The organism is Synechococcus sp. UW86 (assembly GCF_900474085.1).
GTDB lineage: Bacteria > Cyanobacteriota > Cyanobacteriia > PCC-6307 > Cyanobiaceae > Parasynechococcus.
In genome coordinates, this window is record NZ_UCNU01000017.1 from 383899 (window position 1) to 406728 (window position 22830).

Genomic DNA, 22830 nt, shown 5'->3' on the forward strand with positions numbered 1-22830 from the left:
AAGACTGGAGATGCAACTCACAAGCATCCATTGGACAAGACCTGCCTCAAGCGTCGGAACCGACAAATTCAGGACAACCTGCATCTGGTTCACCCCATTGCCCGTCATTACGCCCAACAGACAGGCCTAGAAAGCGACGATCTCCTGCAAGTGGGATGTCTTGGCCTGATCAAGGCCTACAACCGCTACGACGCCCAGCGGGGGGCTCCCTTTCCAATCTTCGCCAAGCGCACATTCGGGGAGCGATTCTCCACTTCCTTCGCGACAGAGTCGGATTGATACGACTCCCCAGGGCCGTAGAAGAACGGGCCATGCAGATGATGCGCAGTTCGGAGGGCTCTGCTCTGAGCCCAGCCGATGCCCTGGTGGTTGACCACTACCGCAGCAAGCAGCACTGGGTGGAATTCAACGACGACCTTCCCGACGACACGGCTCAAGGGATGGATCTGGTCGAACGCTCGGAGGCCTGGAGCAGGGTGAACAAGCTCTTCCGCAGCCTTGAAAACGACGACCAATGTGCGCTGCAGATGGTCGTCATTGATGGGATGAGTCTGAGGCAGACAGCGCGACTGCTTGGGGTTTCAGCGATGACAGTTCAGAGGCGCGTGAAACGCGGCCTCAACACCATCGCGAAGAAGTTGAACGATGCTCAGCCTGACGCCTGAGCATCGCGATCCATCTGTTCCTGAAGGGTTTTGATGGCGGCATTCAGGGCCGCCAGCTGCCGTTCAGCACCATCACGCCAGAACCGCAGCATCGACAACTTCCGTTCCTGATGCTGGCGACGCAGGCTTGTGTGATCGGTGCTGGGGCTACAGCAGAACGGAGGAAGCATTTCAGCGTCGACGCTGAGCGCATGCTGACCGATTTTCAGGCACGGTGTGACTCATCAATCTGTTGGCTGTCTCAGAAGGTGGAACTACGGTGTGAATTGAGAGCATCCACATCGTGGTGTCGACGTCGTTCCGCACACCACAACAGCAAGCCGCATGAGTCTCAGGCAAATCCCAATCTTGGTCTTGACCTGCGTCTCGCTTGCGGGTTTTGAGTGCGTACCTCAGCGCAACGCTGAGGCCTACGTCGCGCTCATGGCAGGTCAAAAGGCACGACCTCTCAACGGCACCTTCAACAACGTTCCGGTTCTTCATTCCAATCAACCGGAGATCGTCACCGGGCCGGGAATCCTGGTGAACACGGCTGCGGGCTCAGCCATCGCTGCGGAGTCGAACCAGCCGCTTCGCAATGCCGCCCACACCTTCAACGGTGAGTTCGGCGTCCATATGCATCACAAGTACTACCCCAAAGACCAAGCCAAGCTGGGGGGGCGTCGATCCAGAGGCTTGATGACCCTGGCACTGATCGCGACGAATCCCGGGTCAAGCCCGATCACACTGAAGTTCGATCGAGGCTCCGTCAAAAACAGTTTTGAAGCGCCTTATCACCCGAATCGTTTGATGGGAGTCAAACCCCTTGGGAAGCGTCCTTGGAACACAGGGCCAGGCGATGCCACCGCCGTTCAACTGCTGCGCGGTGAACTGGACCGGAAATTACCCGAACAGGTCGTGATTCCGGCACGAGGTCAGAGGGTTGTTGTGCGCACGGTGCTCCCTGCCCGTGGCATTGCCAACGGGCTGCTGAGAGGACGCAGCAACGGTCCTTTCACGATGGCTGTCGTTGCCGCCGAGCAATCAGCACAGGATGCCGATCTGTTCGCAGTGCTGCAGTCGGGGCGACTGGCACCGGGAAGGATTTATCTCAACCGGATTCGCGAGATCCAGCTGGGTCGTGTTTTTTCCAGGGTGGCCGGCGTTGCCCTGGGCGATGCCTACAAAGCTGAGATCAGCCATGACCTCAACCAGGGACCACTCCACGTGCCCCTGACCAGCACGAAGCGGCATCACTTCGGCACCAGCGATGTTCAGGTCAATCCGTTGACCACACGGATGGTTGATTCCGCTCTGAACAACGTCGGCACCTATGGGGTCCGCTACGACGTGACCCTCAATGTTGCTGGTGCAGGGCCCCATCAACTGGTGCTCAGTCATCCAGTTGTGTCTGGCAAGAAGACGTTCACAGCCTTCCGTGGATCGCTGCAGATTCGTCAGGACCGAACCCTTCAAGAGGTTCACGTGGGCATGCGCTCAGGGGAGAGCCTGGCCCTGGCTGATCTCAACCTGGTGCCTGGCACGCGCAAGGCGGTGAAGGTGAGCTTGGTTTATCCGGCTGATGCCACCCCAGGCCATCTCCTCAGTGTGGTTCCCGTTCAGCAGCTGGCCGTGCTTCATCGCCGCAAGCAACAACAGCGGGACGCCCAGGTCAAGATCGCGGACAATAAATCCCGCATGGTGGGGCCGAAGACCGCTCCTCCTTCTCCTGAAGCCAAGCCTGTTGTTGTGAATCCTGCAGCTGCGAGGCCAGCATCTGTGAGGCCGGCTCCTGTGATTCCTGCGGTGGTGCCTGTCGCCCGACCCGGTTACGGCGATGTGATTCGATCTCAGCAGCAATGGTTGCTCCAGCTTCAGGGTCGATAACCTGCCCAAAGGTGGATTGAACTTTTGAGCGGCGAGGACTCAAAACGTCAACGCATCTCTGTGGAGATGTCAGAGCCCATGGTCGCGTTGATTGACCAGCTTAAGGGTGAATACGGAGCCCGTTCCCGGGGCCGGGTGCTCGAAATGCTCCTCCAGGATCTACTTGACCCGGGGGATGCAGCATCGGATCCTGAGGTCGATCCTCTCAAGGACGATGCTCAGCCAGCGGTTGCCACTGGGCCCGATGAGGTCACCAGTCTCGTTCTGATCTCAACGGGGAACCAACAGCAAGGGGGTGAAGACGCTCCAACCTCAGCCTCTGGGATTCCTTCGGGGGGTGGCTCCTCAGGCATCGACCTGCCGGGGTTCGTCAGCAAGCGCACCAGTCAGCTGAAAGCGACGCTTCGCTCTCCGCAGCAACGCGATTCCCCTCAGAACGACCCCCTTGTTTCAACGGTGGACCTCACCGATCTACGAGAGGCCAGTGCTGCCGCAGAAGAACACTGGAGGTCCCTCTATGGACAACCACCGGGCCCAACAGTGATTGAAGCGGCCATGACCTGGCTGGCCCGAGACGTCTGGTCCAGCACCGATGCCAGTGATGGGCGTCCATTCACCTGGTCGGCTGCGAATGCAGCCGTTGAGACGCTCTGTGCCAGCTGGGAGTCAAGCGATCCATCGCTGGGTCGGGTGATGGTCGTGGCTGGCGCTCTTGAGGACCCCTTTGCCACGTCTTCATTGGCGGAACGGATGCCGACCCTGATCCGCCGCTTTGTGAACCGTTTCCGCCGCAGCAGACAGGTCACCTCCTTCGAAACCCTTGAGTCGACCATGACGGTGCATGGGGCTCTCAAGCTGTTGGGTTTATCAACCCAAGCAGGAACTTCGGTCACTCTCAGCTCCATTCGGGAGGCTTACAAGCAACGGGCGCTTGAAGAACATCCTGATGCGGGTGGATCCACTGATGCAATGCGCCGACTCAATGAGGCCTATCGGCTGCTGCGTGAGCTGTACAGAAACCGTTGACCGCATGTCTCCACTGAGACGCAATACAAGTCCAAGCCTATGTCTTGCTTGAGACGGCTGCGTTGTCATTCATGACCAGTTCCGTGGCTTCGAACAATCAACCAAGCACTGAGGGCCAACATGGCCACCGAGCCACACAGCGCCAATAGATCAGTGGCGTTGTTCACCTCGAAGCCGATGGTCTTTTTGAACGCCGCAACAATCAGGCCCACAACAATCACATTGGACAGATTGTTTTTCAGGCTTTGGAGTCTGTTCACCGAGAGAATGTTGGTGTGCTGCTCTTCGCCACCCTCCAGGCGTGGATCAAGGTCTGAAATCACCAGCTCGTAGATGCCATAGCCAAAGATCAGAAGGGCGATGCCGATCACGAAGTAATCAACCCCTCCCACCATCTGGGCGATGGTTTTGGCCGCAACGCTCTTGGCCGTGAAGGGCAGGCGCATGATCACAAGGAAAGCGTTGAAGACCTCAATCGCTCCAATGACGAAGCAGCCAACGGCTCAGCACCACCGGAACGATGCTGATCAGCCGAAATTTCCAGATCAGCCGCTCAAACCGACGTTCAATCCATCGCGCCACCATGGTCCAATCCGATCATCCGTTCACAGTCTGATCAACAGAATCCGAGGTCTTGGTTGCGACACGCTTCAGGACCCAATAGAAGTCTTATCTGCAACGGGCACTAATTATCAAGATTCAAAAAATGGTGGTTTTTATTTGCCGCGCAGCCGATATGTCGCAGCGGCCTTCCTTCTGCAAAAACCATTGTCTTGATGACTTCGCCTGTAGTCCACGGCCAGTCCAGAGGTGGCCTGTGACCGGTAAAACCGTTTGAAAGCGCGGGTTTTCATGCCTGCGTACCTGCTGTAGACACAGGTACGCAATTGGAGCTCACCTTTTCGAGCCTCGAAGCCTCAAATCCGGACCAGCGTCCGGCTGTTGATGCGGGGATCTCTCCACAGCTTCAGTCACACACCTCTCCGTCACCATGAAGCCAGAAGTATGTACCAAGCGGCTCAGCATGGACCAGGTATGGGTCCTGATTGTTGTCTCATCCAAGACGAATTGACATTGCGAGGCTCGGCGAGGGCTGCTCAAGAATGTCGACCCATGGACTAGGCAGAGGCCTGACGCCCTCGAGCAGCTGATCGAATCATCGAGAGGATGCCTTGCACGACTTCAACAAATGATTGGCAGAAATTAAAAAGCAGATTTTCATCTCTTAGGTCTCAACTGAGGCGCATTTCAGGTCTTGAAAGCTGTCTAAGTCAAGACAAGTGGACAATATAAAACCGGGCTCGAGGGCCCGGCTCTTTTGAAAACGTTCAACGTTGAATCAGGTCGACGTCTGCATGCCCTGAATCAAGAAGTCAAAATAAGGAGACGTGAGCTTCACTTGCTGTTCCGACAACAACGACAGGGACGCTTCCTTCATGCACTTCATGGCTTCAACCATTCCGGGCATCGGAACACCAAGGCTGTTATACATCTCGCGAGCACCCACCAGACCGATCTCCTGGATCATTTCGGTGCTGCCGGCCAGAACTCCGTAGGTGATCAAACGGAGGTACCAGCTGTAGTCGCGAAGGCACTGGGCACGCTGGCGCTGACCGTAGGCATTGCCGCCAGGGGCGACGTACTCAGGTTTGCGACCAAACAGTTGCTTGGCGGATTCGTCGACGATCTTTTTTTCGTTCTCGGTCAGAACCTTGACCACAGATACGCGCATGGCGCCTTGGTCGAGGAAATCCACCATGGTGCGGAGTTCTCCGCTGGTGGGATACCGCAGATCGTCATCGGCCTGGAGGATGAGATCCCGGACAACGCTCATGGAACTGGACAGGCTTCTTGGAGTTTAGTGGTCTCGACCCGTTCACCTGACCCATCACCGCCCGGGTGTTACGCCATTGCAATGGCAGGGAATCGAGAGCATGACCAAAGTCGACAGCCCGAACAGCAGTGAACCGCGGCCCGGGCTCACAATCGAGCTCGAGGCTGTTGACTTGGATCGCGACGGCAAGGGTCTGGCCCGTTGGAACAACTGGGTGATCGTCGTTCCTGATCTCTTGCCAGGGGAACGCGCCACGGTCCAGCTGCAGCAACGCCAGAAGTCGCGCTGGTTGAGCCGTCGGGTGGATCAGATCACGTTCTCCGGTGATCGGCGCCGCCCTACCTGCATCCTTGCCGATGACTGCGGTGGTTGCACTCTGCAACGCCTGGATGACCCCGCCCAAACCCGTTGGAAAGCCCAGCAGATTCAACAGACCATGCAGCGCATCGGGGGGATTGACGTTGCCCCTGCGTCCACGCTTGTTGATGCGGAACGCTGCTTCGGTTACCGCAACAGGGCCTTGATCCCGCTGAAGCGAGACCAGAATGGACGCTTGAAGGCCGGCTACTTCCGACCGAAGACCCACAAGATCGTCAACCTGAACCACTGCCCTGTGCTCGATCAACGCCTGGACGCGTTGGTGGAACCTCTCAAGCAGGACCTGGATGCAGGGGGGTGGCCGGCCGACCATGACCTGCTCGAAGCTCAGGGGCTACGCCACCTCGGGCTTCGTCTGGCCAGCGCCACCGGAGACGTGTTGATCACCCTGATCAGCAGCCATGCTCAGCTTCGAGGCCTTGAGGCCCTCGCACAGAGCTGGGTGGAGCGTTGGCCCGCGGTGAAAGGGGTCTGCCTCAACCTTCAACCCAAGGCCAACAACTTGGTGCTCGGTCGCACCACCCATTGCCTCGCCGGTGTTCCCACCATTGAGGAACAGTTCTGCGGCATCAAGCTCGCCCTCAGCAGCACCACCTTTGTTCAGGTGAATACGCCGCAGGCGGAACGGATCGTTCAGCGCCTCACAGACTGGCTTTTGACTCAGTGCGCCGGCGCACGGGTGGTCGACGCCTATTGCGGCGTCGGAACCATTGCCCTGCCCCTGGCCAAGGCCGGTTTTGATGTTCAAGGTCTGGAACTCAACCCCGACTCGGTGGAGCAGGCCCGGCTGAATGCCATGCACAACGGCCTCTCCTCCCGCTGTGCCTTTGATGCCGGCGATGTGGCCGACCTTCTCGCTGCTCAGCTGGACGACTGTCAGGCGCTGGTGTTGGATCCCCCGCGCCGGGGACTCGATCGACGCGTGGTGGACAGCATCCTTGAGCGGCCACCTGCCGCGCTGGCTTACCTCAGTTGTGACCCCGCCACGCAAGCTCGGGATCTCAAAGCACTGCTCGCCCCATCAGGCCCCTACGAGCTGGAGATGCTCCAGCCCGTGGACTTCTTCCCCCAGACAACGCACCTCGAATCGTTGGCGCTGCTGAAACGGGTCAGCTCCTGAGCTCAGCCTGAAACTGCTTGCTCAAAGCGGCACGCACCTTGTCGTGAACAGGCTGAATTTTGTCGTCGGTGAGGGTTTCGTTCTTGCCGCGGTAGCGCAGACGGAAGGCCTGGCTCACTTTGTTGTTGCCCAGCTGTTCGCCCTCAAAGCGATCCACCAGTTCCACCTGCTCCAGAAGGGGTTTACCCGCCTTGCGGATGGCTTGAATCAGATCAGCAGCTGCACTGGATCGGTCGACGATGACGGCAAGATCCCGCTCGCTGAAAGGCACGGTTGGGTAGGGCTTGAAGGCCGGCGTCCAACGGTTGCTGCGGGTTGCAGCATCCACCAGTCGTGTCAGATCCAGTTCAAACAGGTACGTGGCTTCTGGGAGATCCAGCTCCTCAGCCATGGCTGGATGAAGCTGACCGAAACAACCCAAGGGGCGTCCTTCCAACACCAGAGTGGCGGCACGACCCGGATGCAGTCGTGCGTCGTCCGTGAGGCGACGGTCAGACAGCTCCAGCTGCAAGGCCTCCATCACCCTGGTGAGAACGCCACGGGCCTCAAAATAGTCGGGCGCCTGCGGCTTGCCGCTGGTGGCCCAGGTGGAGAGGCGTCGATCTCCGCAGATCACGCCACCAAGAATGGCGGTTTGGCTGACGGCTTCCGGTGAACCGCTGTAGGTGTTGCCGATCTCGAAAACAGAGCAACCGCGCTGTGATGCCTTCAGATTGCGAACACAGATGTGCAGGTGCTCTTCCCAGAGGTTCGTGCGCAGATGGCTTGTGTCGGCCAACAACGGATTGCTAATGGCGATGCGCTGTTCCTGCTCCGAAGCCGGGACGAGAGACAGGGTGGTGACCTCCTGCAACCCTGTGGAACAGAACAGCTGCCGCAGGCGCCGTTCCGCCTGCTGGCGCGGGGTGAGGGCACCGGGCTCCAGCGGATCCGGCAGGTGAGCCTCAAACCGATCGAAGCCCACAAGACGCGCCACCTCCTCGATCAGATCAACTTCACGCTGAAGGTCTTGCCGTCTTGAGGGCGGTGCAATCACCTGCCATCCCTGCTCATGGGCTGAGAGCTGGCAACCGAGGGCTGTCAGGCAGTTTTCGATGCTGGTGTCATCGAGATCCTCCGGGCCATCGGCAGCATCGAGGGGGCCAAGCAGTTGATGGAGGGCACTGCGCCTCAACAGCACCGGTTCCGCTTCTGCGGGACCGGTACCGCCCACCCAGCGGCCGCTCTCAGAGCAGGAAAACTCCTGACTCAACAAGGCCAAAGCTCGGGCCGAACAAGGCAGGGTCATTTCCACAGGCAACCCTTTTTCGAAACGGCTGCTGGCATCCGTACGCAAGCCCAGGGCCCGGGCCGACTGACGAACCCGCGGCGGAGCAAACAGAGCGGATTCGAGCCAAATGTTCCGGGTACCGGCAGTCACCCCACTCTCGAGACTCCCTATCACACCAGCGACGGCGACAGGCCGGTCATGGCAGGTGACGACCTGCATACGGCTGTCGAGGGTGCGCTTCTGATCATCCAGACCCACAAAAATTTCCCCATCGCGAGCGGAACGGACGGCAAAACTCTTGGCGTCTATCGGTTGCCCGGTCAGTCGTTCCAGCGCATCGGCATCAAAGGCGTGGAGGGGCTGCCCCTGCTCCAGCATCACCAGGTTGGTGACGTCAACCACCGCATTGACGCTGTTCACGCCACCACGCTCAAGTCGCTGCTGCAACCAGGTGGGTGAGGGCTTGGAGCCGTCCACACCCTCGATCCTGGTGATCGAGTAGAAGCAGCCATCCAGTTCTGCGTTCAGCGGAGTGGTGCTGGGATCCAGATCCAGCTCGGGCAGGCTCAAACTGCCACCGGTTAGGGCTGCCACCTCGCGTGCAATACCCACCATCGAGAGGCCGTCGGGGCGGTTGGCGGTGATGGCCAGCTCCAGAACGGTGTCGTCGAGACCCAGCAGGGGCGCCACGGGCGTCCCGTTGGCCGGCAGCGACTCCCCAAGCTCATCCAGGATGGCGATGCCGTCGGACTGCTCCGTCAGGCCCAGCTCCGTCAGGGAGCAGATCATTCCGTTGCTGGCCACACCCCGCAATTCACCGGCTTTGATCGTCAAGCCAACGGCGGGGAGGGTGGCACCGACCATGGCCACCGGAACATGGATCCCGGCACGCACGTTGCTGGCACCACACACGATCTGGATGGGGTCCTGAGCTCCCACATCCACCGTGCAGACGCTGAGCTTGTCGGCATTGGGGTGTTTCTCCCGTTCCAGCACATGGCCAACCACCACGCCCTGGGCCCGGGCGCTGAGGTCATCAACGTCGTCCACCTCAAAGCCCGCCATCGAGAGGCGCTCGGAGAGATCGTCCACGGACTCATTCACCTGGACCAGCTGCTTCAGCCAGGAGATTGATACCCGCATCGGATCTAAGCCAGACAGCGCGCGATCTTAGGAAGTCCCCTCTGGGGGAGCTGCTCTGAACCTGTCGGGTCAGGGGGTAAGCTCGATGTTTGTCAATTCGCTTCGCACCTGCGGCGCAACGTCCTTTATGGCCAAGAACAAGGGCGTCCGGATCGTGATCACTCTCGAGTGCACCGAATGCCGGTCCAATCCCGCCAAGCGTTCACCCGGCGTGTCTCGTTACACGACGGAAAAGAACCGCCGGAACACCACCGAACGGCTGGAGATCAAAAAGTTCTGTCCCCACTGCAACAAGTCCACGCTCCATAAGGAGATCAAGTGATCTTGCAGGTCCGTCTTTCCTCCATCCGTTCCTGAGTCATGTCCAGCTCCTTCTTCAAGAAGCGTCTTTCGCCGATCAAGCCCGGTGATCCCATCGATTACAAGGATGTGGATCTTCTCAAGAAGTTCATCACCGAACGCGGCAAGATTCTTCCCCGTCGCCTCACCGGCCTCACCGCCAAGCAGCAGCGCGATCTCACCAACGCCGTCAAGCGTGCCCGCATCGTTGCCCTTCTGCCGTTTGTGAACCCCGAAGGTTGATCCTCGGGCGTTGAACAATTCAATCCAACCCGGAGACACCGTCGCGGTTGTTCTCAAGGGTTCCCCTCTCTTCGGCCGTCTTCTGTCCATCAAGGGCAGCAAGGCGGTTCTTTCTTTTGGTGGTCAACGTCGTGACCAGGGCCTGCCCCTGCGCGATCTGATTGCCATCGATCCCGAGCATCTGTTCGATGGCAGTGAACTGCCTGCCCCTGAGCAGGTGCAGGACAGCGCTCCATCAGCGCGGGCCGTTGTGGAGGCCTGGCAGCTGTTGGAAACGGATCAACCGGGGGGATTGGCTCGGCTGAGCCTCTGCGAGCTGGGCGAGTTGGTGTTGACCCCGCTCAACCTCGCTGGTCTGGCAGCGCTGTGGGCCTGGCTGCATGGAAACCAACAGTTGTTCCGCTGGCGTCGTGACCGTTTGATCCAGCCACTCTCCCGCGAAGAGAGGGCCAGCCTGCGGCGCCAACGCCGAGCTGAGCGGCAGGCGCAACAACATGAACAACGGCAGCTCGCATTGCTGCGGGCAGAGCGAGGCCTCAGCGACGATGAACGCCTTGAGCTGGACCCGGTTTGGGACGAGCGCTTCAGCCACTGGATTCAGTTGCTGAAGGACAATCCCGCTGCGGTGGGTTCCGACCTGGATCTCCAGCAGTGGTCGGCAGCGTTGTCGATTGGATCAAATGCCGCCGATCTTCGGCAGTGGTTGATCGTGCGTGGGTTGCTCGATCCCAATGAGCCCATTGGCCTGAGGGGCAGCGTCTGGTCCCGCTGTTTTCCCTCTGATCTGGTGGAGGAAGCGAATCGTCTTGTTGCTCTTTCAAATGAAGAGCGACCTGGGGATGAGCAACGCATCGACCTCACTCACCTGGCCACCTACAGCCTGGACGATGCGGGCACTCGAGAAATTGATGACGCGCTCTCGCTGGAGCGTCGTGATGGCGTCGATTGGATCTGGATCCACATCGCTGATCCCAGCCGTCTGATCGACATTGACTCCCCCCTTGATCAGGAAGCCAGACGTCGAGCCACCAGTTTGTATCTGGCGGAGGGTGTAATGCCCATGCTGCCTCTGGAACTGGCGGCCGGTCCCCTCAGTCTTCGGGCTGGACAGCGCTGTGCAGCCCTCAGTGTGGCCGTTTGCCTCGATGAGGATGGTGCAGTGGCGGAGCAACGGATTGCGCGCAGCTGGATCCGACTCCGCTATGGCCTCACCTACACCGATGGTGATGAGCTGATCGCGTTGGCACCCCCAGGGGATGAAGCCCTCTCGGATCTCTCGGGACTTCTGATGTTGCGCATGCGCTGGCGCCGTTCCAAAGGAGCCGTGATGTTTGACCGGCCTGAAGGACGCTTCCGCCGCAGCGATGGAGCCTTGACGCTGCAGGTGATTGACCCTTCACCCTCCCGCCTGATGGTGAGTGAAGCGATGCTGCTGATGGGAGCTGTTGTGGCCGGCTTTGGGCAAGAGCACAGCCTGCCGTTGCCCTTCCGCAGTCAGCCTGCGGCGGAGTTGCCCTCCAGCGATGAACTCGATCGAATCCCCGAGGGACCAGCCCGTGATGCGGCGATCAAGCGCTGCTTGAGCCGAGGCGTGCAGGGCACGCGAGCCATGCCCCATTTCAGCCTCGGGCTTGAGGCCTATGTGCAGGCAACCTCACCGATTCGACGCTACGCCGATCTCGTCGCCCACCGGCAGATCATTGCCCAGCTCTCGGCGCTTGCACCGATGGATGAAGAGTGTCTGCGGGAAGTGATCGATGACCTCGATGATCCATTGCGCCAATCCATTCAGATCAGCCGTGAGGATCAGCGCCACTGGCAGCAGGTGTGGTTCGCCGAGCATCACAACACCGTTTGGTCGGCCGTGTTCCTGCGCTGGCTGCGCCCGCAGGATCGCTTGGCCCTGGTTCATGTGAGCGAGCTGGCCATGGATCTGGTCGGTTGTGTGTCTGCAGACAACCCTGCCCCTGGTGATGCTCTTGAACTCAGGGTGGGTCGGGCTGACCCGGTACGCGGTGAGCTGCAGCTTCAGTTGGCTTGATCCAGAACCCCGGTGATCCGCACCCAGGGCCCCCAGGGATTCTTAATGCCGCGGAGGTTCAGTGTTCGGCCCGAATGATCCTCGTCGGATAGCCAGCGATGGATTGCCGGTTCAAGGGTGATCAGAGGCCAGATCCTCTCAGCGGTTTCCAATTGGTAGCCCTCATGGAGGTTGCCAGTGAGCACGCCACTGAGGCCAACCTCATGAGGCTGATTTGGCGCCTGGTTCACATCAGGAGTAAACAGCATGCTGGCCCGTGGGCCTGAAAGGCGGCCCATGGCGTCCAGGTGTTCAGGCTGAGCCAAGCCTTGCTCCTGTGCCTTAACCCAGTGCGGATGCCAGAGCGGCCAGTCCCAGATCGGGAGAACTGCTGCAGGGGCCTGCGGCTCATGGATCAGGGCTGACTGGATGGCCTCAACCAGCAGATCAGCAAGGTCACACCCCTGGCGAACCGCCATGGCCGCCGCTAGACCCGCCACCTGGCCAAGGTTGAGGATCAAAGGCTGCAGGCGCGTGGCCCCATTGGCCATGTGGCTGACGCTGAAGCCTTTCTCGGCCATCACAAGGTTGGGGATTGAGTCTGTGATCAGGGCATCGAAAGGGATGCAGAAAGGCGTACCGCTCCAACGTCCTCCCCAGCGCACACTTTTCGCCGCGAGAGGCCAGTCCTCGCCGGGGTAGTGATGGTCATTGGCATAGGTGCCCACAGCGATGCTGGTGCAGCGTCCCTGGGAATCGATGGGGAGCGGTCCCCGCAGGGCTTGTGTGGAGATCGGCAAGAGGTCGCGTTCCGTGACCGTTGTGCGACCCATCAGCCGCCGGCTTTCTCGCCAGTACGGCATCAGCGCAAGGCTGGGATCGGCTCCCGGGAAGGCGTTGCCGGCAGAGATCCAACCACCACTGCATTCTTCTAGGGCCGCCAGGAAATCCTTGCTGTGCCGTTGCATCTCCTGGGCCAGCTCCGCACGAACCTCGCCATCAGCACTGAGGGCTCGATCGAGGCTGTTGTGCCAGTCGTTGCCCTCAAGGGGCCAATTGAGCATGACCAGGCCGCTGGGCAGACGGCCATAGGTGATGGTTTTCTCGAGGCCGAAGCTGGCGGTGCTCCGATCGAACGGAATCCGCGGGATCGCTGCGGCATGGCGTGGAGCGAGTTCCCCATGCAATTGGCCCATCACCACCCAGGTGGGTGACTGAATCGGTTGCTCTTGAAAAAATGCTTCGCTCTCAAGCCGGGATTGCTCGGGGGCGCTGGGTTCATCCCAGATCTCCTTGGCTTCCCACCCCCAGCGGAAGGGGGCGGACGACAGGGCAAGCAGATCACCAAGATCGCTGCCATCCACAAACACGTCGGCGGTAAAGCTTTCGACGCCATTGGCGCTGTGAATCTCCACAGATTGGAGGCGACCCTGCTGTCCGTGAACCTGTTCCAGCCTGCAGTGGCGACGCCACTCCAGCCTGGGCTCAGCCGCCACCCAGCGTTGCAGGATCCGTTCGGCTGTTTGCGGCCTGTATCCGAAACAACTCACCCAGTTGTGGTCGAGCCCGCTCGGCTCCTCCAACTCCAACTGCCGCAGAAAGGCGCCCCAGATCCCGGTTTGCCAACAGGTCAGTTCATGGCCATCCGGAGCACAGACTCCTGCTGAACTCACCATGCCCCCCAGCCAGGGGCCAGGGGTGAACAGTGTCGTGTCTGCTCCTGATCTTGCGCTCTGCAGCGCAGCAGCAACGCCGCCGCAGCCACCTCCCCAGACCACCACGTCGCGGTGCGTCATGAGGAGGGCTGTTTGGCGTGAGGCGAGATGGGCATGCTCGTTAGAGTCGGTCGTCGCTGCGGTGCAGCGGAGTTCGAATTTTTCTGATGCCTTACACCCTTACGACTCCGCTCTACTACGTCAACGATCGTCCCCATCTGGGCAGCACTTACACGACCCTGGCCTGTGATGCCTTGGCTCGCTTTGAGCGGCTGCAGCTGGAGAAGGTGACCTTCGTGACCGGTGTTGATGAGCACGGCCAGAAGATTCAGCGCACGGCAGAACGTCAGCAGCTGAGCCCCCAGGACCACTGCGACAAGGTCAGTAGCCGGTACCGCGATCTCTGGAATCAGTGGGGGATTTCTGACGATCGCTTTGTGCGCACCACCAACCCGCGCCACATGGAATTGGTGGAACAGTTCTACGAACGGGTCAAGGCATCCGGCGACATCGTTGTCGGCAAGCAGACCGGCTGGTACTGCGTCGATTGCGAGGAATACAAGGATGATCCGGCCGAAGCGGAGTCGCCCTCCTGTTCGATCCACCGCAAGCCTCTCGAGTGGCGCGATGAGGAGAACCTGTTCTTTCGGCTCTCCCGCTATCAATCCGCCATTGAGGAGTTGGTGGCGCGCGATGACTTCATCGCCCCTGCCAGCCGACGACAGGAAGTGCGCAACTTCGTCGCTCAAGGTCTGCGCGACTTCTCCATTTCGCGGGTGAATGTGTCCTGGGGACTTCCTGTCCCCGACCATCCAGGCCATACCTTCTACGTCTGGTTTGATGCCCTGCTGGGTTATCTCACAGCGCTTCTTGATGATGGAGAAGCGGTATCGCTCGATCGGCTCGCCTCCTGCGGTTGGCCCGCCTCCGTGCACGTGATCGGCAAGGACATCCTTCGCTTCCACGCTGTGTTCTGGCCTGCCATGTGCATGTCTGCAGGACTGCCGGTGCCGCAAAAGGTTTTCGGCCATGGCTTCCTCACCCGTGAGGGCCAGAAGATGGGCAAATCCCTCGGCAATGTGCTGGACCCCGAACTGTTGCTGGAGCGATGCGGCAGTGATGCCGTTCGTTGGTACCTCCTGCGCGACATCCAATTCGGAGACGACGGCGATTTCCAACAGCAACGCTTTGTTGATCTGGTCAACAACGATCTGGCCAACACCATCGGCAACCTGCTGAATCGCACCTCGTCGATGGCACGCAAATGGTTCGATGACGGCGTTCCCCCGGCAGGAGTAGCCTCAAGTGCTGACCATCCCCTGGCCCTCAAGGCTGCGGAAACCGTCAGCACGGTGATGGAGGCGATGCCGCAGCTCGCGTTCAAGACCGCGTCCGAGTCGATCCTTCAGTTGGCTATTGCCGCGAACGGTCATCTCAATGACACGGCTCCCTGGAGTCGCATGAAGGAGCCCGGTCAAGAGCAGAGCGTGGCCGAGGATTTGTTTGCTGTGCTGGAAACCACCCGCATCGTTGGACTCCTGCTTGCCCCGCTCTTGCCCGACCTCAGCGAGCGGATCCTGTCTCAACTTGGGGAACGCTTGGATCCAGACAACTGGTCGAAACAGCTGAATTGGGGCAGGCTGTGCAGCGGTTCCGCGCTGCCGAAGCCAACACCGGTGATGCAGCGGTTGGAACTGGATGAACCGCTCTGAACAAAGCATGCTGGGTCGCTTGTCACGTTGCGGTCTGGCAGCAGCCCTTGTGGCGAGTGCATGGCTCACCGGTTGCACAACGCGGCGACCGATTGCGCTTGAACCAACGCCGTCCTTTGTCTTCCGGTCGCTGGATTTGAGCCAGCGGGCCGACGATGGCAAACGTGGCTGGGATCTCACCAGCCCCGAGGCGCGTTACGACCTGAGCAGTCGAACCATCCGTGCACGACGTCCCGAGGGCGTTCTCTATCGGAATGATCAACCGCACTACAGGATCACCGCCGATCTCGCCACGATGTTGCGGGATGGAGAGCTCGTCGTTCTTGAAGGATCGGTGCAGCTGCGGCAGTTGAACCAACGGGGGCTGACGATTGAGGGAGACAATCTGATTTGGACGCCATCGCAGTCGCGAATGGTGATCAATCAACGGCCCAAGGCCAATGATGGCAAGGCGCAAATCCGCTCACGCGAGCTGGTGTTCCAGCAGGACACCGAGGTGCTGAAGTTCAAGGGCCCAACCCAGCTGAACCGTGTTGATGCAATCAGTTCTACTTCCACGGTGGTGAAAGGTGGTAATGGCACCTGGAATCTGAAGAGTGGTTTGTTGCAGGCGCCTGGCCCTGTGCAAGCCATCCAAAGCGATGGACGCACACTCAGCGCTTCAGGCCTCGATGGCAACACCCGCCAGGGCTACCTCGACCTTCAAAAACCGGTCACGCTGGTGCTGGAGAACGACCGCGGTCAGATCAATGCCGGTCAAACACGTTGGCTATTTACAGCGAAGCAATTTCAATCCGATCAACCTGTGCAGGCTGATTTGAAAAACAGCAAGGTCCAGGGCAGGGGGTTCAAGCTGGATCAGACTTCTGGCACCGTGATCATTGCCAATGATTGTCGCGTTGAGCAGACGTTGGAAACATTGACGGCCCGGCGCTGCGCATGGAACTGGCGCAGTGAACGGGTTGTGGCCGATGGCGATGTGGTTCTTGAGCGGACCAAACCGGAACAAATAACGAGGGCCTCACGCATGGAGGCCAGGATTTCGGAGGATGGCGAGGTCCGCTTCGGTCAGGCCGGAGCGAGGGTTGAATCAACGATCAAGCTGAGTCCGGCGGCACAGGAGAAGCCTCGCCGGCCCCAAGTGTCGTTCTGAGCCGCTGGGTCCAGCCCTCAATCCATCGCTCATCAGAGCGTGTGAAGCAACGGGGTGACCACCCCCCCACGATCACGGCCCCCTCCTTCCCCATCGGGCAAACAACGATGGCGGGAAGTGACGGCAGCATCGCGTCGAATTCCGCTCGGCCCGGAAAGAGCGTTGTGTTGACCAAGGAGATGGTTTGCTCACGCTCCATGGCCCGTTGGGTGATCGCTCCTGGCTCGAAAGCCTCCTGACTGATCAGGCCTCGACGCAGCACGACCTGATGGCGCCAGAACACGAGCACGGATGCCGCTGGCGTTGCCGTCAACAGCATGTGGCTGCCCCAGGCCAGCTCCTGTTGTTGGTTTTCGCTGAACTGATCCGCCATCAAGAGTCCCTGTTCCCCCTGCAACGGAACTTTCTCTGCTGACTTGGGGTTCGCCCGTGTCCACAGCACAGCCACCAGCATCAGGCCCACCGCTGCCATCCCCGCCAGAACTTCGGCCCGTTGAAAGTCCGGTGTCACGGTCTGCGCTACCCCGGCATTGGTCACGGTCAGACCCAGCAACAGAAGCGCACAGATCAGAACAGCTCGGGCGGGACCTGGCATCAACAGAGGGTGCTGTCAGAACGCAATCATCCTGCTCAAATACGGACATGTGCGTCTCTGCCATGACGACTCCCGAGGCTTTTGCAGCTGTCGCCCTTGCCGCTGTTGCCTGTGATGGAAGGTTGGGGCGGGATGAGGCCCATGCCCTGCGCCGTCAGCTGGAGAACCGATCGCTGTACAGCGACAGCTCTGAAGCAGCCATGGGTGAATTGTTTGACCGCCTGCTGTTGCTGTTGCGGGAGCAGGGCGTTCAGGGCTTGATCACATCCGCCTTGCCTCAGCTCAATCGAATTCAGCAGCAGTCCGCCCTGGCTGTGGCAGCGCATCTGGTGCATGCCGACCGCAAGATCACAGCGGAGGAAACCGATCTCCTCGACCAGCTCACCCGTCAAATGACTCTGCCCGACAACGAAGCCCGCATGGTTGTTGAGGCAATTGCAGCTTTGAACCGCGACATGCTGGACAGCTAACGGCAGACTGAGGCAGTCATGACGCTTGAAGGGATGCCCCGTTCCGCCCGACGCCTGTTGGCCAGCCTGCTCAGTTTCGGGGTCTGTCTTATCCTCTGGGCCCCAGCCAGTCTGGCGATCTCACCTGCTGCCCTGGGTGAAAGCCTGCCGGATGCATTGGTGATCGACGATGCCGATGTGTTCAGCCGCGCCAGCCGTGGTGAATTGGAAACGAAATTACGCAGCTTTGAAGATCAACGGGTCGATGCCCGCCTGATCACGCTGCGGCGTTTGGATTACGGCATCACCTTGAACACCTTCGGTGAGGAACTCCTTGAGACGTGGAGCTCACCCAGCGGCAATCCCTTGCTGCTGATGTTGATCGAAGCCTCCAACAAGCGTTCCGCTGTTGTGGCCAATCAGGAGCTTGAGGCACAGCTTCCTCCCAGCCTGCTAAAGAGCACCGCCCGTACAACGATGACTGTGCCCCTGCGAGAGGGTGATCGTTATCGCCAGGCATCCGTTGATGGACTCACCCGACTTTCAACCGTTCTCTCGGGTGGCGAGGATCCAGGCCCTCCGAAGGAGATCGAACGGGTCACCCTGCCCACCAACATTCCCACCAAAGCGGAAACCGCCGAAAGCGATGCCACCAAGTGGGTGATCATCCTGTTGGTGCTTGGAACCATCATTCCGATGGCCACCTGGTGGGTGTTCTCGCGCTGATGACTCGACTGCGATGAGCTGACTGCAATGAGCCGCCGTAACTGGATCAACCTGTTCAGCAACAGCCAAGCGATCGAGCTCTCCAGTGATCTTGAGCGTGGCTACGAGGCGGCTCTGCTCATCCAAAGCCTGGAGTTGGAGTACTACGGCGATCGGCAGATCCGGCCGGAGCTCAAGCTCTCCGTGCCGCGCTCTGTTCAGGCCACGATTCTTCGCCGCTTCAAAACCGCGCTGGCCATCTGCCGCAATTCAGCAGCAACTCTCTCGAAACAACGGGGCCAACTGGATTCTCAGGAGTTGCGTCAACTTCAACTGATTGAATCCGTCGTGAGCCGCTATGGATCGCGACGATCCAGCAGTTCGCCCTCGATCAGCCGCTCACCGGATGCCCTCCCCCGATCGCTTCTGGGTGTTTTCGACAGCATTCGCCTCCAGTTGGATCCCTCAACGGAGGACAGCGTCGTGGCGGGGTATCGACGCCGGAGGGACAGCACGCTGATTTCCCTGAGGGTTCTGCTTCTGCTCGTTCTGGTTCCTCTTCTTGTTCAGCAGATTGCTGGCACCTATCTAATCTCGCCTGCGGTCAATCAGTTTTCCCCCGAACTCCCTTTCCTGAGCTACCCGAAGCCTCAGCTGGAAGAGAAGGCTGCTGAAAAACTTCGGCTCTACAAGCAAGAACTGGAATTCGACGCCTTCCTCAAGGGCGTGCAGCCCCTTAATGAGGGTGCGCTGCGCGAAAAGCTCACCGAAAAGGCGACTGAGCTCAAGCACGATGCTGATGAGGAAAGTCTCAAGGCGATCAAGAATGTGTTTGCGGATCTGGCTGGTCTGATCGCCTTCGCCGTGGTGTGTTTTCTGAGCCGCGATGAACTGCGTGTTCTGCGTGGATTTGTTGATGAGGCGGTTTACGGGCTGAGTGATTCCGCCAAGGCCTTCGCCATCATCCTATTCACCGACATCTTCGTCGGATACCACAGCCCGGAAGGTTGGCAGGTCTTGCTGGAAGGGATTGCCGAGCATTTCGGTCTTCCCTCCAGCCAAAGTTTCGTCAACCTCTTCATCGCGACATTCCCGGTGGTGTTGGCGACGATCTTCAAGTATTGGATTTTCAGGTACCTCAACCGTGTGTCTCCGTCTTCCGTCGCGACGCTGAAGGGAATGAATGGCAGTGGTTGACCCCTCCTCCACAGTGGAGCCCCCCGTTGCCGGCCAGACCAGCCGGCTGATCCTGGTGAGTGGGCCAACCCGCAGTGGCAAGAGCCGCTGGGCTGAGCACCTGTTGAAACACCACCCCGTTGTCACCTACATCGCCACGGCGGCCTCCCGGCCGGATGACCGTGATTGGCAAAAGCGTTTGGAGGCCCACCGGCAGCGTCGGCCCGACCATTGGAGCGTTTCTGAATGTGGGGCAGAGCTGGTGAGCGTGATCAACGGCCTGGCTCCTGGGCAATCTGTTCTGATTGATGCCCTCGGTGGCTTTGTTGCCCACCACCTGGACGTCACTGCCCAGGAGTGGGATCACCTCTGTGAACAGCTGATCGCCTCGATTAGGGCATCGCACTGCACGTTTGTTCTGGTGATCGAAGAGACAGGCTGGGGCGTCGTTCCCCCAACACGCATCGGAGGATTGTTTCGTGATCGTCTCGGAACCCTCGCGCAGGCACTTGACCCCGTTGCTGACGCTGCCTGGCTCGTTCTCCAGGGTCGTGCACTTGATCTTCATGCCCTTGGCCAGGTGGTGCCATGAGTGAGATCGCCCCCCTGCGGATTGCCCTGTTCGAACCTCAGATCCCTCCGAACACCGGCAACATCGCCCGCACCTCGGCGGCCTTCAGGGTGCCGTTGACCCTGATTGAACCCCTCGGCTTCAAAGTGGATGATCGGAGCGTTCGTCGTGCCGGACTTGATTACTGGCCCCACGTTCAGCTTTCCATCGCTTCGAACTTTGCCGAGTTTCAAGCTGAGCTTCGTCCTGAGCAGAGGTTGATCGGCTGCAGTCGTCGTGGTGGTTCATCGCTCTCCTCGTTCACGTTTCAACGGGGAGATGTTCTGCTCTTGGGCCGGGAAGATACGGGGCTACCGGAACCGGTACGCGAAGCCTGCGACAGCATCCTCACGATCCCCATGCCTGGAGCTGCTGATGACGCAGGCCAGGGAGGTGTTCGCAGCCTCAATCTTTCCGTGGCCTGCGCCCTGGCGACCTACGTGGCTGGACAACAGTTGCGGTTGTGGTGATCCCACCACTGCTCCAAACCCCCTTGCGCGGGGATGTTCGGCTCGTTACCTTCAACCCGTCTCAGTGGTTTCATGCGCGCAACGCTTGCTCTGGCAGCTGCTGTAACCCCTGTTCTGTCCCTGGGTCTGTGGAGTTCTCTGCCCGGGATTGCCGATAACGCCACTTTTGATCTTGCCGAGCTGCCCCCTCTGCCAGCTCTCTCCCCGAACAATCCCGTTGCTGTTGTCAGCAAAGTCGATTCCAGCAGTCAGGTCTGGTTCCAAGTTGTTCGTGCCACGTCCCTGCGGCGTTATGCCGAGCTGTTGAAGCTTGATCGTGAGCAGCTGGCCTCGTTGAACAACGTGCCAAGCTCCCACGTTTTTGAAAAAGAGAGTTGGCTTTCCCTGCCGGACTCTGCACGGGTTGTTGCCATGAAGTTGTCGTCACTCAACCGCTCCAGTGAACGTGAGACGCTTCCGTTGGTTGCGCCACCTCCGCTTCGCGCAACGGCCAAAATCAAGACCGGAGATTCTCTGGCGTCATTCCTCAAACGCCACGGCGTGACGCAACAGCAGCTGTTGAGTTGGAATCCAGGCCTTCAGCTCACTGCTTTGACGATTGGCCAGGAACTGCAGATCGCTGAAGCCACTTCGGGTCAGTCACTACTGGCTGTACGCCCCCTCAGCAGTGGAGGTGCTGCATGGCCTGATCGTCCCCTGTCGTCTTCAGCCGATCAGCCCGACAGCCTGAAGCCGCCGATTGTTGGTTACCAGTGGCCCACCAAGGGGGTTTTCACCTCTGGTTATGGGTGGCGCTGGGGACGCATGCACAAAGGCATTGATATCGCCAACAACACTGGCACCCCCGTTGTTGCGGCCCGTGATGGGATCGTTTCATTTTCCGGCTGGAGAGGTGCCTACGGCTATCTGGTTGAAATCGCCCACAGTGATGGCGAATTCACGCGTTATGCGCATAACAGCCGTCTTTTTGTCAAAAAAGGGCAGATTGTTCCCCGTGGGTCTCGCATTTCACTGATGGGAAGCACCGGACGAAGCACCGGACCTCACCTTCACTTTGAGATCCGTCGGGCCGGTGGCGCTGCTCTCAATCCCCTGGTGAAACTACCGGCACGCAAGGCCTGAATCAGGCATGCTCGAACCCAACAAGGGTTCGAACGAGCTGATTAACAGCATTTATCAATGAATGTCAGAGGGGAGACTTGAACTCCCGACCTCAGGGTTATGAATCCTGTGCTCTAACCAGCTGAGCTACTCTGACGCAGGCCCTTCAGGCCAGTGCCCATCATACATCTCAGGGGTTCAGCCTCAGCGCATGTCGATGGCATTGAGGCGATCGCGGAAGGATTTCGGTTGATCGTCCTTGGTGAGTGGGGGTGCCGTCTCAACAACAGGTGTTGGAGCTGGAACTGGAGCCGGCTCGATGCTCCGCGTTGCCGTTGAACGTCTGGTTGCGCCGCGATTCCCGCCCAGAGTCTTCAGCTGACCAGTGCGCTGGTCTCGATCCAGGGGTTTCTTGCGCAGATCGCCCTTCAGCTGGTTCAACAGACGGAAATGTCCGGTGGAACTGAACTTGCGCAGGAGCGCAGGATCCCAGCTCGTGAGTTGGTCAGTCATCAACTGAGTTTATGGCGACGGATGGCTAGGGTCGTGATAGGTTCAATCCTGAAACTGGAAGTCGAATCGACTACGTGTTAAGTCGTTTGCGGCCTTCAGCTCACTCATTCACCTCCCGAACATGACCGACACCGGTTGCTTGCGTGTGGGCCAGCAGGCCCCTGATTTCACTGCCACCGCTGTGGTGGACCAGGAGTTCAAGGAAGTCACCCTGTCCCAGTACCGGGGCAAGTACGTGGTGCTGTTCTTCTATCCGCTGGATTTCACCTTCGTTTGTCCTACTGAGATCACGGCCTTCAGCGACCGCTACGCCGATTTCTCCAGCAAGAACACCGAGGTTCTCGGCGTTTCTGTGGACAGCCAGTTCAGCCACCTGGCCTGGATCCAGACCCCTCGCAATCAGGGTGGCCTGGGCGATATCAACTATCCCCTCGTTGCCGACCTGAAGAAGGAAATCTCCACGGCCTACAACGTTCTCGACGAGGCTGAGGGTGTTGCCCTGCGTGGTCTGTTCATCATCGACCCCGACGGTGTGATCATGCACGCCACCATCAACAACCTGCCTGTGGGACGGAACGTTGATGAAACCCTTCGCGTTCTGCAGGCCTTCCAGTACGTGCAGTCCAACCCCGACGAGGTTTGCCCTGCCAACTGGACTCCTGGTGAAAAGACCATGAAGCCTGACCCCAAGGGTTCCAAGGAGTACTTCTCCGCCATCGGCTGATCG

The 22830-nt window shown here is 59.5% G+C and carries 24 protein-coding genes and 1 tRNA gene; 17 read left to right on the forward strand and 8 right to left on the reverse strand.

Annotated elements, in window-relative coordinates:
- Positions 1 to 30: 30 nt before the first annotated feature.
- Both DXY04_RS10585 and DXY04_RS10590 read left to right on the forward strand, forming a co-directional pair.
- Entirely contained in the window at positions 31 to 279 is a 249-nt protein-coding gene (locus DXY04_RS10585; RefSeq protein WP_170951408.1) for a sigma-70 family RNA polymerase sigma factor, read from the forward strand.
- A complete protein-coding gene (locus DXY04_RS10590; protein ID WP_244278664.1) occupies positions 276 to 665 on the forward strand; it encodes an RNA polymerase sigma factor in 390 nt (129 codons plus the stop codon). Before DXY04_RS10585 ends, DXY04_RS10590 begins: the two co-directional genes overlap by 4 nt.
- Here the strand turns inward: DXY04_RS10590 and DXY04_RS10595 are convergent.
- Entirely contained in the window at positions 650 to 835 is a 186-nt protein-coding gene (locus tag DXY04_RS10595; RefSeq protein ID WP_115162027.1) for a hypothetical protein, read from the reverse strand. The two genes, DXY04_RS10590 and DXY04_RS10595, sit on opposite strands and share 16 nt — an antisense overlap.
- Before the next feature lie 154 nt (positions 836 to 989).
- Between DXY04_RS10595 and DXY04_RS10600 the strand changes: the two genes are divergently transcribed.
- Together DXY04_RS10600 and DXY04_RS10605 are read left to right on the forward strand one after the other, a co-directional pair.
- Positions 990 to 2531, forward strand: a complete 1542-nt coding sequence (locus DXY04_RS10600; RefSeq protein WP_115162028.1) for a DUF3370 family protein — start codon at positions 990 to 992, stop codon at positions 2529 to 2531.
- 78 nt (positions 2532 to 2609) lie between these two features.
- Positions 2610 to 3557, forward strand: coding sequence for a molecular chaperone DnaJ (locus DXY04_RS10605; protein WP_170951409.1), 948 nt, complete (start codon positions 2610 to 2612; stop codon positions 3555 to 3557).
- A 65-nt stretch (positions 3558 to 3622) separates the two neighbouring features.
- Here DXY04_RS10605 and DXY04_RS10610 read toward each other — a convergent pair whose 3' ends face one another.
- Entirely contained in the window at positions 3623 to 4003 is a 381-nt protein-coding gene (locus DXY04_RS10610) for a YqhA family protein (protein ID WP_244278665.1), read from the reverse strand.
- Positions 4004 to 4896: 893 nt separating this feature from the next.
- Positions 4897 to 5391 carry an allophycocyanin subunit alpha-B gene (locus DXY04_RS10615; protein ID WP_114989152.1) on the reverse strand — a complete coding sequence of 165 codons (495 nt, stop codon included), beginning with the start codon at positions 5389 to 5391 and terminating at the stop codon, positions 4897 to 4899.
- A 100-nt stretch (positions 5392 to 5491) separates the two neighbouring features.
- On the opposite strand from DXY04_RS10615, the gene rlmD reads away from it, so the two are divergent.
- A complete protein-coding gene (gene rlmD, locus DXY04_RS10620; protein ID WP_115162243.1) occupies positions 5492 to 6889 on the forward strand; it encodes a 23S rRNA (uracil(1939)-C(5))-methyltransferase RlmD in 1398 nt (465 codons plus the stop codon).
- On the opposite strand, the gene pheT is transcribed toward rlmD, so the two are convergent.
- A complete protein-coding gene (gene pheT / locus DXY04_RS10625) occupies positions 6879 to 9302 on the reverse strand; it encodes a phenylalanine--tRNA ligase subunit beta (protein ID WP_115162031.1) in 2424 nt (807 codons plus the stop codon). The two genes, rlmD and pheT, sit on opposite strands and share 11 nt — an antisense overlap.
- Positions 9303 to 9429: 127 nt before the next feature.
- On the opposite strand from pheT, the gene rpmG reads away from it, so the two are divergent.
- From rpmG to DXY04_RS10640, 3 genes are read left to right on the forward strand one after another with little or no spacing between them, the layout of a single operon-like run.
- Complete coding sequence (rpmG, locus tag DXY04_RS10630) at positions 9430 to 9624, forward strand: 50S ribosomal protein L33 (protein WP_006851071.1); 195 nt, start codon at positions 9430 to 9432, stop codon at positions 9622 to 9624.
- A 38-nt stretch (positions 9625 to 9662) separates the two neighbouring features.
- Positions 9663 to 9884: a 30S ribosomal protein S18 gene (gene rpsR, locus DXY04_RS10635; protein ID WP_006041316.1), complete on the forward strand. Its 222-nt coding sequence runs from the start codon at positions 9663 to 9665 to the stop codon at positions 9882 to 9884.
- A gap of 10 nt (positions 9885 to 9894) precedes the next feature.
- A complete protein-coding gene (locus DXY04_RS10640; protein WP_115162032.1) occupies positions 9895 to 11925 on the forward strand; it encodes a ribonuclease catalytic domain-containing protein in 2031 nt (676 codons plus the stop codon).
- Here DXY04_RS10640 and DXY04_RS10645 read toward each other — a convergent pair.
- Positions 11913 to 13700 (reverse strand): FAD-dependent oxidoreductase, encoded by a 1788-nt coding sequence (locus DXY04_RS10645; protein WP_115162033.1) that lies wholly within the window; start codon positions 13698 to 13700, stop codon positions 11913 to 11915. The genes DXY04_RS10640 and DXY04_RS10645 overlap by 13 nt on opposite strands.
- Before the next feature lie 86 nt (positions 13701 to 13786).
- On the opposite strand from DXY04_RS10645, the gene metG reads away from it, so the two are divergent.
- Together metG and lptC are read left to right on the forward strand one after the other, a co-directional pair.
- Positions 13787 to 15331, forward strand: coding sequence for a methionine--tRNA ligase (gene metG, locus DXY04_RS10650; protein WP_115162034.1), 1545 nt, complete (start codon positions 13787 to 13789; stop codon positions 15329 to 15331).
- On the forward strand, positions 15318 to 16484 hold the full coding sequence (gene lptC, locus DXY04_RS10655; RefSeq protein ID WP_115162035.1) for an LPS export ABC transporter periplasmic protein LptC: 1167 nt from the start codon (positions 15318 to 15320) through the stop codon (positions 16482 to 16484). Before metG ends, lptC begins: the two co-directional genes overlap by 14 nt.
- On the opposite strand, the gene DXY04_RS10660 is transcribed toward lptC, so the two are convergent.
- The gene (locus DXY04_RS10660; protein ID WP_115162036.1) at positions 16429 to 17079 is read right to left on the reverse strand and encodes a cofactor assembly of complex C subunit B; all 651 of its coding nucleotides are present in this window, start codon (positions 17077 to 17079) and stop codon (positions 16429 to 16431) included. The genes lptC and DXY04_RS10660 overlap by 56 nt on opposite strands.
- A gap of 62 nt (positions 17080 to 17141) precedes the next feature.
- Between DXY04_RS10660 and DXY04_RS10665 the strand changes: the two genes are divergently transcribed.
- The 6 genes from DXY04_RS10665 (at position 17142) to DXY04_RS10690 (ending at position 21611) form a co-directional block, all read left to right on the forward strand.
- Entirely contained in the window at positions 17142 to 17549 is a 408-nt protein-coding gene (locus tag DXY04_RS10665) for a tellurite resistance TerB family protein (protein WP_115162037.1), read from the forward strand.
- Between the two features lie 33 nt (positions 17550 to 17582).
- A complete protein-coding gene (psb32, locus tag DXY04_RS10670) occupies positions 17583 to 18254 on the forward strand; it encodes a photosystem II repair protein Psb32 (protein WP_115162038.1) in 672 nt (223 codons plus the stop codon).
- A 27-nt stretch (positions 18255 to 18281) separates the two neighbouring features.
- Positions 18282 to 19430 carry a proton extrusion protein PcxA gene (pxcA, locus tag DXY04_RS10675; RefSeq protein ID WP_115162039.1) on the forward strand — a complete coding sequence of 383 codons (1149 nt, stop codon included), beginning with the start codon at positions 18282 to 18284 and terminating at the stop codon, positions 19428 to 19430.
- A complete protein-coding gene (gene cobU, locus DXY04_RS10680; protein WP_115162040.1) occupies positions 19417 to 20001 on the forward strand; it encodes a bifunctional adenosylcobinamide kinase/adenosylcobinamide-phosphate guanylyltransferase in 585 nt (194 codons plus the stop codon). Before pxcA ends, cobU begins: the two co-directional genes overlap by 14 nt.
- Positions 19998 to 20489 (forward strand): tRNA (cytidine(34)-2'-O)-methyltransferase, encoded by a 492-nt coding sequence (locus DXY04_RS10685; RefSeq protein WP_115162041.1) that lies wholly within the window; start codon positions 19998 to 20000, stop codon positions 20487 to 20489. The genes cobU and DXY04_RS10685 overlap by 4 nt, the downstream gene beginning before the upstream one ends.
- A 72-nt stretch (positions 20490 to 20561) precedes the next feature.
- Positions 20562 to 21611 carry a M23 family metallopeptidase gene (locus tag DXY04_RS10690; protein ID WP_170951410.1) on the forward strand — a complete coding sequence of 350 codons (1050 nt, stop codon included), beginning with the start codon at positions 20562 to 20564 and terminating at the stop codon, positions 21609 to 21611.
- Positions 21612 to 21673: 62 nt separating this feature from the next.
- Here DXY04_RS10690 and DXY04_RS10695 read toward each other — a convergent pair.
- Positions 21674 to 21747 (reverse strand) — tRNA-Met (locus DXY04_RS10695).
- Between the two features lie 47 nt (positions 21748 to 21794).
- Positions 21795 to 22103, reverse strand: a complete 309-nt coding sequence (locus DXY04_RS10700; RefSeq protein WP_115162043.1) for a hypothetical protein — start codon at positions 22101 to 22103, stop codon at positions 21795 to 21797.
- Positions 22104 to 22224: 121 nt separating this feature from the next.
- Between DXY04_RS10700 and DXY04_RS10705 the strand changes: the two genes are divergently transcribed.
- Positions 22225 to 22827 (forward strand): peroxiredoxin, encoded by a 603-nt coding sequence (locus tag DXY04_RS10705; protein ID WP_114989138.1) that lies wholly within the window; start codon positions 22225 to 22227, stop codon positions 22825 to 22827.
- Positions 22828 to 22830 lie beyond the last annotated feature (3 nt).